This is a genomic window from Dehalococcoidales bacterium (assembly GCA_030698765.1).
GTDB lineage: Bacteria > Chloroflexota > Dehalococcoidia > Dehalococcoidales > UBA2162 > JAUYMF01.
Window position 1 is genome coordinate 1 of record JAUYMF010000051.1, and the last position, 9,193, is coordinate 9,193.

12 protein-coding genes are annotated in these 9,193 nt (G+C 53.3%); 11 read left to right on the top strand and 1 reads right to left on the bottom strand.

Going from position 1 to position 9,193, the window contains the following annotated elements:
* Positions 1 to 265 precede the first annotated feature (265 nt).
* The 4 genes from Q8Q07_02535 to Q8Q07_02550 all read left to right on the top strand — a co-directional run bounded on the left by Q8Q07_02535 (position 266) and on the right by Q8Q07_02550 (position 2,934).
* Complete coding sequence (locus tag Q8Q07_02535) at positions 266 to 793, top strand: universal stress protein (protein MDP3879168.1); 528 nt, start codon at positions 266 to 268, stop codon at positions 791 to 793.
* Between the two features lie 188 nt (positions 794 to 981).
* Positions 982 to 1,452: a ferritin family protein gene (locus Q8Q07_02540; protein ID MDP3879169.1), complete on the top strand. Its 471-nt coding sequence runs from the start codon at positions 982 to 984 to the stop codon at positions 1,450 to 1,452.
* A 323-nt stretch (positions 1,453 to 1,775) separates the two neighbouring features.
* A complete protein-coding gene (gene wrbA / locus Q8Q07_02545; protein MDP3879170.1) occupies positions 1,776 to 2,390 on the top strand; it encodes an NAD(P)H:quinone oxidoreductase in 615 nt (204 codons plus the stop codon).
* 19 nt (positions 2,391 to 2,409) lie between these two features.
* On the top strand, positions 2,410 to 2,934 hold the full coding sequence (locus Q8Q07_02550; protein MDP3879171.1) for a class I SAM-dependent methyltransferase: 525 nt from the start codon (positions 2,410 to 2,412) through the stop codon (positions 2,932 to 2,934).
* An 18-nt stretch (positions 2,935 to 2,952) separates the two neighbouring features.
* On the opposite strand, the gene Q8Q07_02555 is transcribed toward Q8Q07_02550, so the two are convergent.
* Complete coding sequence (locus tag Q8Q07_02555) at positions 2,953 to 3,429, bottom strand: hypothetical protein (GenBank protein ID MDP3879172.1); 477 nt, start codon at positions 3,427 to 3,429, stop codon at positions 2,953 to 2,955.
* 157 nt (positions 3,430 to 3,586) lie between these two features.
* Between Q8Q07_02555 and Q8Q07_02560 the strand changes: the two genes are divergently transcribed.
* From Q8Q07_02560 to Q8Q07_02590, 7 genes are all read left to right on the top strand, one after another.
* Positions 3,587 to 4,357 carry a hemerythrin domain-containing protein gene (locus Q8Q07_02560; GenBank protein MDP3879173.1) on the top strand — a complete coding sequence of 257 codons (771 nt, stop codon included), beginning with the start codon at positions 3,587 to 3,589 and terminating at the stop codon, positions 4,355 to 4,357.
* Positions 4,358 to 4,398: 41 nt separating this feature from the next.
* The gene (locus tag Q8Q07_02565) at positions 4,399 to 4,617 is read left to right on the top strand and encodes a NifU family protein (protein ID MDP3879174.1); all 219 of its coding nucleotides are present in this window, start codon (positions 4,399 to 4,401) and stop codon (positions 4,615 to 4,617) included.
* Between the two features lie 67 nt (positions 4,618 to 4,684).
* Positions 4,685 to 5,338 (top strand): FmdE family protein, encoded by a 654-nt coding sequence (locus Q8Q07_02570; GenBank protein MDP3879175.1) that lies wholly within the window; start codon positions 4,685 to 4,687, stop codon positions 5,336 to 5,338.
* Between the two features lies 1 nt (position 5,339).
* Entirely contained in the window at positions 5,340 to 6,563 is a 1,224-nt protein-coding gene (locus Q8Q07_02575; protein MDP3879176.1) for a DUF438 domain-containing protein, read from the top strand.
* A 33-nt stretch (positions 6,564 to 6,596) separates the two neighbouring features.
* Complete coding sequence (locus Q8Q07_02580; protein ID MDP3879177.1) at positions 6,597 to 6,857, top strand: hemerythrin domain-containing protein; 261 nt, start codon at positions 6,597 to 6,599, stop codon at positions 6,855 to 6,857.
* 65 nt (positions 6,858 to 6,922) lie between these two features.
* Positions 6,923 to 7,150 carry a DsrE/DsrF/DrsH-like family protein gene (locus tag Q8Q07_02585; protein ID MDP3879178.1) on the top strand — a complete coding sequence of 76 codons (228 nt, stop codon included), beginning with the start codon at positions 6,923 to 6,925 and terminating at the stop codon, positions 7,148 to 7,150.
* A 299-nt stretch (positions 7,151 to 7,449) separates the two neighbouring features.
* The coding region (locus tag Q8Q07_02590; GenBank protein MDP3879179.1) for an ABC transporter substrate-binding protein at positions 7,450 to 9,193 on the top strand (1,744 nt) is incomplete at its 3' end.

Sequence of the window (9,193 nt, forward strand, 5' to 3'; positions counted from 1 at the left end):
AGTAATCAGAAGCTACCAGGAACTCAAGAGAGTCAGGGAGGCAAGGTAAAAATGCTACCTGATCCTCTGGTTACAGGGATAATAGAACGGTAACCTGTCTACATAAATTGTGGAAGGAGGTACGAGATGAAAGAGATAGTACCACCGCCAGCCCACCCGACGCTAAACAGAATAATCGCCGAGGAAAAAATGCATCTGAGACGACTCTCGGAGCTAAAGGGAAAAATGACCGCTGCCTGATAAAAGCGGAAATGGAGGTAATAATATGTACAGGAGAATTTTAGTCCCGGTAGACGGCTCCGAGTTAGCCGAATGCGTGCTTCCACATGTCGAAACACTGGCTAAAGGTTGCAGCACTGAAGAGGTCATCCTCCTAAACGTAACCGAACGCCTGAGCGCCGAGAGACCGGTCATCCGCAGCTCCGCCCGCCACCCGGCACCGTTATCCGCGCCTGAAACCGTACTCGAATCCCTGCCTGAACCTGAACCAATTACCAAACTACCCCTCTCCATCGGCAAAAAACAGGAGCAGGCTAACAAATATCTCAATAAGCTGGCCAGGAAACTGCAGGATAAGGGGATTAAGGTACGTACCAGGGTGCTGCTGGGACAGCCGGCAGAGGAAATAGCCGCCTACGCCGAAAACGAAGACTGCGACCTCATCGTTATGGCCAGTCACGGCAGGTCTGGCATCAGCCGGTGGGCTTACGGCAGCGTTGCCGACAAGGTCTTCCGCGCCAGCCCGGTACCGGTCTTGATGGTGAAAGCGCCGGGGGCAACCGCCGGTACTTAAGACTGGGAGATAAACCATAACCTCGTGGAAAGGTAATTGATAACCACATATTTACTGCGATCTTGTCTGCCCTGCCTGCTGACAGGAGAAGAGAAGGCTGGCACATATTTGCTGACAGTGCAACGAGAGCGCTATCCGCTATTCCAGCACCGGTTCCGCTATCTTACCGGGAAAAGGAGAAAGGATAAATGGTAAGTCATCTGACACTGGATGAGGTCCTGGAAAAGGCCGTCCGGAAAGAAATCGAGTCGCAGAACCTATATACTGACCTGAGCCATAGAGTGAAGGAACCAGCAGCCAGGGATGCTTTCCAGGAGATGGTCCGACAGGAGCGGAGGCATCAGGAGATGCTGGAACGCTACCGGCGGGGTGAGTTCAAGGAGGGGGCGCTGAGCAGGCAGGGGGTCATCGATTACAGGATTGCGGAACACTTTGACGGAGCAGAAGCAACTCCCAATATGCCGTTAAGGGACGTCTTTCTGCTGGCAGCCAACCGTGAAAAAATGTCCCATGAGTTCTACCTCAACCTGGCGGCAATCCATCCCGCCGGGGAAGTGAAAAGACTGCTTGAAGACCTGGCCGGGCAGGAACTCAGCCATAAACAGAGAGTGGAGTTCCTCTATACCGAGGTTGCTTTTCCCCAGACTGACGGCGGCTAAACAACCGGTCTATCATCACTGATGGTTATCTCTAAACAGCCTTAGGAATAGTCTTATATCAAATGTCATTTTGAGGAGCGAAGCGACGAAGAATCCGGGTGTGGGGTTAGTGTTGAGCTATTAGTACGCTGTAACACTTAATCCTTCGTTTAATAGAGAGCCACCAAAACTGTCATTGCGAGGGCGAAGCCCGAAGCAATCCGCTACCCCGAGAAACGGATTGCTTCGCTACGCTCGCAATGGCGATCGTACAATTTAAGTGACGAGAAGGAACTCACTTTTGATATTAAGCTATCAGGAATGAAGGAGGGAGAATTTCGGTAATGAAGATAAAGATAGTTTTCTACAGCATGTACGGCCACATCTACCGGATGGCTGAGGCTGTAGCCGAAGGCGCCCGCGAAGTAGATGGAGCGGAAGTAGAGATACTTCAAGTCCCGGAACTGGTCCCGGAGGAGGTGCTGGAAGAATCCGGGGCCAAGCAAGCGCGCGCAGCCTTCGTCCATATCCCTGTCGCTAAAGTCGACGACCTGGCCGACGCCGACGCCATTATCTTCGGCGCGCCGACCCGTTTCGGTAATATGTGCGCCCAGATGCGTAACTTCCTCGACCAGACCGGGACCCTTTGGGCGCAGAATGCCCTGGTCGGAAAAGTGGGCAGCGTTTTCACCTCCAGCGCCACGCAACACGGCGGACAGGAGACAACCATCACCAGTTTCCATACTACCCTGCTTCACCTGGGCATGATTATTGTTGGCTTACCCTATTCCGAGTCCCGCCAGACCACTTTGAACGAGATAACTGGCGGCAGTCCCTACGGGGCCAGCACTATTGCCGGTGGCGATGGCAGCCGTCTGCCCAGTGAGAATGAACTGGCGATGGCTCGCTTTCAGGGTCGCCATGTTGCCACAATCGCCCGGAAGCTGGCCGGGCAATAGAGTTTCTCAGTGGAGCATCATGAATCACAACCACGGAGGTTCTGAACCGTCCCGGTTCCTGGTCGAAAACATAGACCTCCTGCCCGGAGGACGCGCCCTTGACGTGGCGATGGGCAGCGGGCGAAACGCCATTTACCTGGCGGAAATGGGATTTACCGTAGAAGGCATTGATATATCGCCGGAAGCGATAAGCAACGCTCTGGAATCAGCCCGAAACGCCGGAGTTACCATCAGGGCGCAGGTTGCCGATCTGGAAGGCGACTATCATATTGAAACCGGCAAGTATGATGTCATTATCTGCTTCAATTACCTGCAACGCTCACTGATACCGCGAATAAAGGAGAGGCTGCGGCGGGGAGGCATGGTAATCTATGAGACCTATATTATTGACCAGGCGAGGCTGGGCAAACCGCGTAACCCGGACTACCTGCTCAATCATAATGAACTGCTCAATATGTTCCGGGATTTCCGCTGCCTCCGCTATCACGAAGGAATCATCGCCGGACGCGGGGCCATTGCTGGTATCATCGCCGAAAAGATTTAAGTCAACCACCACAAGGATTCAATGTCTGGTTACGCGCAGCCGGCAATTTGCACCATTTTCCGGGCCGATGCTGACATCAAGACCCAGTGGCTCCGCCCAGACACGGAAGGCTTCACCGCAGTAGGCGCATATATCCTGCTGGGTCAGACCGAGGCTCCTGGCCACCGCCCAATGGTCTCTCCCCCACCCACCCAGGCAGCCCCCGGTAAAAACTAGCTCCGCTTTTTCATCTCCCGTCTCCACCACCTCGAAGACGACCTCCGGATAGAACTCCTGGAAAGCCCTGGCTTCCTTAAGCAGATACTCCGCAGCGCCCGGTCTGGTCTTCTTTATCCAGTTTAGGGCGCCTTTACCCCAGAGGTGACGGGCATAGTCCTCAGGGCTGAAGCCCTTGCTGAGAGCAAAAGACAATCCCGCCAGCTCCAGGCGAAGCCGCCCCCTGGCCGCTTTTCTCCAGGATTTAATGTTCTTATCTGAGCTAATGGGGCTATTCATTCTCTCCTCATTCAATCGCCAAACGTCAGATTCAAATCATAACCCTTAATTATAACAATTCTAAGTATTTCACAATTCAGCGTATACGACAAAAGTCGTATGCAGTATGACGCGATGATGTTAAATTGAAGGTAAATCAGTCGGCAGGAGGAAGGGTATGGTTTTCGATAAGTCGTGTCCGGGGTCCCGGGTCATCCGTGAACCGAGACCTGAATTCATTAACTGCCCTGATTGCAGCCGGGAAGTAGAAATCTGGACTGACGAACTGAAGGCAAAATGTCCCGGATGCGGTACTATGGTATTCCGGGCGCAGCAGGCTTCATGTATTGACTGGTGTCCCCAGGCTAAAGAATGCGTCGGCCCTGAGGTCTATGAAAGGTTGCGGCCGGGGGCGGAGGAAGCCCTTTCAGCAACAGACAGTCCGCTGGATATTCTCAAGCGGGAGCATGACCGGGTTCTGGAGAATATCGGCCTGTTACGCGCCGCCAGCCTCTGTCTAAAGCTGGGCAGCACCACACCCAATTCCGCCGTATGGGGGAAGGGAATCGACCACCTTGCCAGGATACTTGACTTCTTTGATAAAGATGTGGGACTGCACTTCCGGCGCGAGGAAGAGCTTCTTTTCCCATCCCTGGAGAAACACCTCGGACGGGAGAAAAGCCCGACGCGCCTATTGCAGCAAGATCACGACGAAATATGGCGGTGGTACGACCATCTCAAGGAAAAACTGGCAGAACTGCAGGAGGACGGCAGCCAGCCATCCGAGGCTATCCCGCCTCAGGTTGAGGAAATCAGCAGCCATATTGACCACCTGCTGCGGGAACATATCAAGAAAGAGAATGAATCGCTGCTGCCCTTAGCCAAGGGTTTACTTGGGGAGCAGGAGCTTGCCGAAATCACTAATCGGTGGAAATTTGTCAGCGTCTAAAGTAGTGAGTAAATAAACAGGATAAAAAGGAGGCAACCACAATGAGAGAAAAAGTAGAGGCGGCGTTGGAGAGGATACGACCGGCATTACAGGCGGATGGCGGGGATGTTGAGTTGGTAGATGTCAAGGACGGCGTGGTCACGGTAACCCTTACCGGCGCCTGTGGCAGTTGTCCGATGTCAACGATGACGCTCCGTATGGGAGTGGAACGGGTAATTAAGGAAGAAGTTCCTGAAATCAAAGAACTGATAGCCGTGTAAAACGGAAAGCAGCTTGACAGAGCGTTGTTTACATCAAGGCAGGCGAAATACTCATTAAGGCAGGCATATGAAAGACATTTTCCGTGACTTCATCAAAGAAGCTAAAGCAATCAGGTTGAAGGAACCCCTGACGGAGACGCTGGGCGCCTTTAGTACGGAGGACGCTGTTGTGGAATATACCTTTGCTGAAGCGGTGAAGATGGCGGGGCACGCCTGCCCGACGGTGACAGGAGCTTACCTGTCCTGCCGGAAAGCCCTGGAGGCGCTCTACCCGGATGAAGAAGTCCCGGTCAGAGGAGAGATTGCCGTTACCGTTTACGGAAACCCGGAAGAAGGGGTCTATGGCGTCATGGCCCAGGTCTTCAGTTTCTTTACCGGTGCCGCTCCGGCTACCGGTTTCAAGGGGCTGGGTCACAAATTTAAGAGAAAAGACCTGCTCAGATTTGACCCGGAGAAAATTGACCCTCAGGCAATGTGCTTTGAATTCAAGAGGCTGGATAATGGTAACTCCGTCCTGGTCAAATTCTACCCGCAGCAGGTCCCTTTCCCGACAGAGAAAGGGAGGCGGCTGGGAGAACTGATGGAGAAGGTACTCTGGGAGGCGGCCAGGAAAGAGGAAAAGGAAGAATTTCAGGAACTCTGGACAGCTAAAGTTAAAGGTATGCTTATTGAAGAAAAAGAGATTGAAAACTGGCTGAAAATAGAAGAAAGGAGGAACTAAGATGAACGCAGTAAAAACAATCGATGTTAAAGGATTAGGACATGAGGAAAAAGAGGGGCTGATTTTCCCCGGAGTCCAGGGACTCAAGCCCGGAGAGACCGCCCGGATTGTGGTGGAATTCAACCCCGTTCCTCTGGTCTACTTGCTGAAAGCCCAGGGTGAATTCGAGGTTAATTACGAGAAGGAAGGGCCTGACGAGTGGATATTACAGGTCACCCGGACCGCTCCCAAGGAAGGGACCAAGAAGGAGCAGTTCAGGGAACTAATCACGGAACTGAAGGGCGGGCAGGTATCTCAGGACGCAAAGGAGAGGGCAAGGGAACTTCTTCAGTCGGTTGATGCCACTACCCTGGGAGTCATGGAGCAGGAACTGATACGGGAAGGAGTCTCCCATGATGAAATCAGGAAAAGCCTGTGCGATATTCACCTCGAGGTCTTGAAGGATACCCTGGTCGCCAAGAGGATAGACGTCTTGCCCCCGCACCCGGTACATACTTTCATGGCTGAGCATGAGGTCATCCTGGAAAGTCTGAAGGAACTGAGTTCTCTGGCAGCCAGGCTAAGAGATACGGACAGCTTTGAGAGCTTGGGGCAGGACCTGGAAAAGCTGAAGGACATCGCCCACCATCTGGTGGAGGCGGAAAGCCATCACCAGAGAGAAGAAGATATACTCTTCCCGGAACTGATAAAGCGTGATATCGTCGAGCCAGCCGAGATAATGAAGCTGGATCACATCGAATTCAGGAAGAGGAAACAGGAGCTTTACCAGCTGGCTAATAATGCCGCTGACCATGACTTCGAGGAGTTTAAGACCAGAGTCATCGAGCTAAGCGAATACCTGACCACGGAACTGGACAGCCACATCTTCAAGGAAAATAATATCCTCTACCAGATAGCTCTTCAGGTGCTCAGTCCGGAGGATTGGGACAGGGTAAAAAGGCTCTGTGATGAGCTGGGATACTGCTGCTTTACCCCGGAAGACCGGAAAAAGGAGGATGGTAACTTGGTTGAACTTGACCTGAGAACGATAATGCCCTTTGAAAGGCACGAACTGATATTCGAAAAGTGGGATGCGCTGAAATCCGGCGAGACCCTGAAAATCATTAACGACCACGACCCCAAACCTCTGCACTACCAGTTCGAGGCGGAATACAAGGCCCAGTATGAATGGGAATACGAGCAGCAGGGGCCGAAAGACTGGATTGTAAAGATAAAAAAGCTCTGAAAATAAGCCCCTGTTGAAAAGGAGGAACAAGGAATGGTGAAACTGGACCCGATTGTTGAGTTTCGGGAGGACCACCGAAAGGTGAGAGATAGCCTGCTTGACCTGGCCGGAGCGGCTGAAGCCGGAGAGCTGGATAAAGCTCGGAACATCCTGGGGGAAATAGATAAGATGGTTGGCCCGCACTTCCGTTATGAAGAGGAGCAGCTTTATCCTACCCTGAGAGAGAGTTCCTCGGCGATTATGCCGATAGCCTGGTTGCCGAACACGACAGTGTTGAAGCCCATATCCTGCTGACCTACGATGGGCTCAGGCGGTTCACCAAGGGACATCTGAACGAATTAGGTGAAGAGACAACCCCGGTGGTACGCGCCAGTATCGAACGCGGCCTGAAAACGGGCGGTATCCAGTCGCTGGAAAGCCAGCTCACCGATGCCAGGATACTGGAGCTGAAGCTTTATGCCTGCCCCAATGCGATGGCCGCCCTTAATATTACGGCGGCGGAACTGGTAGACGAGGTGGACAGGGTAATGGGGCTGACCGCCTTTTTAAAGATAGCCGGCACCAGCACCATCAACTGGTATATTTAACAAAGGGCGACCGGCAAAGACCAGGTCCTCGGGATAAATAACCCCCAAAGATAAACCCGGATTCTTCTCCTTTCAACACAATAGCAACACAATCTCCCCGGTAAATTCAAACAAAACTTGACAAAAGCTATAGACTCATATTATAAATGATTCATTCTTGGGGGTTCCTTCTGATTTTTTCTGTATCCAGCTATCAGCCATTACTATAAGACCAAGTCAATATCGTTTTCTATAACTGATCCAGTCCCGCTGAAAATTTTGAGGAGGTAAAGGAAATGAAAAGGAATGGGATTTGGTTATTGACTAGCTGCTTAATAGTATTATCCATGGTGCTGGCATCCTGCGCTCCATCCCCAACAACCCCGACCGCGCCAACGACACCAACCACACCGACAACCCCGACCACACCAACCACGCCCACAACCCCGACTACACCAACAACACCCTCAGCAGAAGTCCCGCAACATGGCGGGATACTAAGGTACTGGAGAGTAGAGCAGAGGGCCTTTAGCGACCAGCTACGCGGCGGCTCGAGTCCCAAACATTCGGCCCAAATCATGGAAAAGATGATGGCGGCGGACTGGGCCAAGGGGCAGGCCGGTGGCTACGGCACCGGCGAATATGAGGGTGTCACCGAGGTTGTCTCCCCGCTTCACTTTTCCGGAGCCTTTGCCGAGAGCTGGGAATTTGTCGGCAACGATACTTTTATCTTTCATATCCGCAAGGGCAATCACTGGGCACTCAACCCAGCGAGCGAAGCCAGCCGGATGGTCGGCGGCCGCGAGGCCGACGCCTATGACGCCGAGTTCACTTACCTGCGCGGGTTTGGCCTGGTACCCGAGGGTACTTCGAGGGCTTTGAAAAGACCAACTTATGCCGAGGCACGGCTGATGCCGGAAGAGCAGCCGACATCTATCAAGGCTCTTGACAAGTGGACAATCGAAATCAAGGGGAACCCGGCTACCCTGGGCTCTCTGTTCAAATGGACCGCCCAATCAATGAATATGTGGCCACCTGAAGTTCTCAAGAATTTCGACGAGAATGACCCGGCGAACCACGTTGGCACCGGCCCTTTCATGCTCAAAGAATATCTTCCTAATACGGGGGCGACCTTTGTCAGAAACCCCACCTACTGGCGGACGGACCCGGTTGGCCCGGGGAAGGGAAACCAGTTGCCCTACGTTGACGAAATCAGGTGGTTCTATATACCGGACAGGTCCACCCAGATGGCGGCGCTGCGCACCGCCAAGCTCGACCACCTCGGCGAGAGAGCCGGGCTTACCCGGGAGGAAGCGAGGAGCTTGCTCAACACCAATCCCGCACTGCAATTCAACGCGGCGCACCGGCGCGGCAATACCATCGGCATGAGGACGGACAACCCGGCGCTTCCCTGGTATGATGCCAGAGTACGGCGGGCGATGTCCATGGCTATCGACCGGGAGGCGATAATCAGGGACTTTTATGGCGGGGAAGCTGACCTCTACACCTGGCCGGTACAGGGCGGGCCGGACTGGATTTCGCTCGGCCTCAACACCCCCTTTGACCAGCTCCCGGCATCGGCGCGGGAGGTTTACACATATAACCCCGATAAGGCAAAACAGCTTCTGGCTGACGCCGGCTACCCGGATGGCTTCAAGATGGAGTTGATCCTGGAGGAGGACAACGTAGACGAGGCATCCCTGGCAAAATTCTACCTGGCTCAAATTGGCGTGGAAGTAGAGCTGGCAGTCAAGGAATCGGGTGTTTTCGCCTCGATTGAACAGGGAAGAACGCACAAAGAAGCGATATGGAGCGCTACCAGCACTCCATATGCGTGGCAGCCGTTTCGAATAGAGGACTCCAACAACGTCAGTATGGTCGATGATCCTCTGATCAACGAGGCACTCGTAGAATTTGCCCGCTATTTCATGCTCGACGATGCCAGTGCCTACCCTCTGCTGGGGAAGGTCGTCCCTCACGTCATTGAGCAGGCATACTACCTGCCCTTACCGGCGCCCTATTCCTATACCGTATGGTGGCCCTGGCTCAAGGGCTACAGCGGTG

Bases quoted from the DNA above. Each gene is read 5' to 3' on its own strand.
- Q8Q07_02535 (MDP3879168.1), top strand. From the start codon at position 266: ATGTACAGGAGAATTTTAGTCCCGGTAGACGGCTCCGAGTTAGCCGAA.
- Q8Q07_02540 (MDP3879169.1), top strand. From the start codon at position 982: ATGGTAAGTCATCTGACACTGGATGAGGTCCTGGAAAAGGCCGTCCGG.
- wrbA (MDP3879170.1), top strand. From the start codon at position 1,776: ATGAAGATAAAGATAGTTTTCTACAGCATGTACGGCCACATCTACCGG.
- Q8Q07_02550 (MDP3879171.1), top strand. From the start codon at position 2,410: ATGAATCACAACCACGGAGGTTCTGAACCGTCCCGGTTCCTGGTCGAA.
- Q8Q07_02555 (MDP3879172.1), bottom strand. From the start codon at position 3,429: ATGAATAGCCCCATTAGCTCAGATAAGAACATTAAATCCTGGAGAAAA.
- Q8Q07_02560 (MDP3879173.1), top strand. From the start codon at position 3,587: ATGGTTTTCGATAAGTCGTGTCCGGGGTCCCGGGTCATCCGTGAACCG.
- Q8Q07_02565 (MDP3879174.1), top strand. From the start codon at position 4,399: ATGAGAGAAAAAGTAGAGGCGGCGTTGGAGAGGATACGACCGGCATTA.
- Q8Q07_02570 (MDP3879175.1), top strand. From the start codon at position 4,685: ATGAAAGACATTTTCCGTGACTTCATCAAAGAAGCTAAAGCAATCAGG.
- Q8Q07_02575 (MDP3879176.1), top strand. From the start codon at position 5,340: ATGAACGCAGTAAAAACAATCGATGTTAAAGGATTAGGACATGAGGAA.
- Q8Q07_02580 (MDP3879177.1), top strand. From the start codon at position 6,597: ATGGTGAAACTGGACCCGATTGTTGAGTTTCGGGAGGACCACCGAAAG.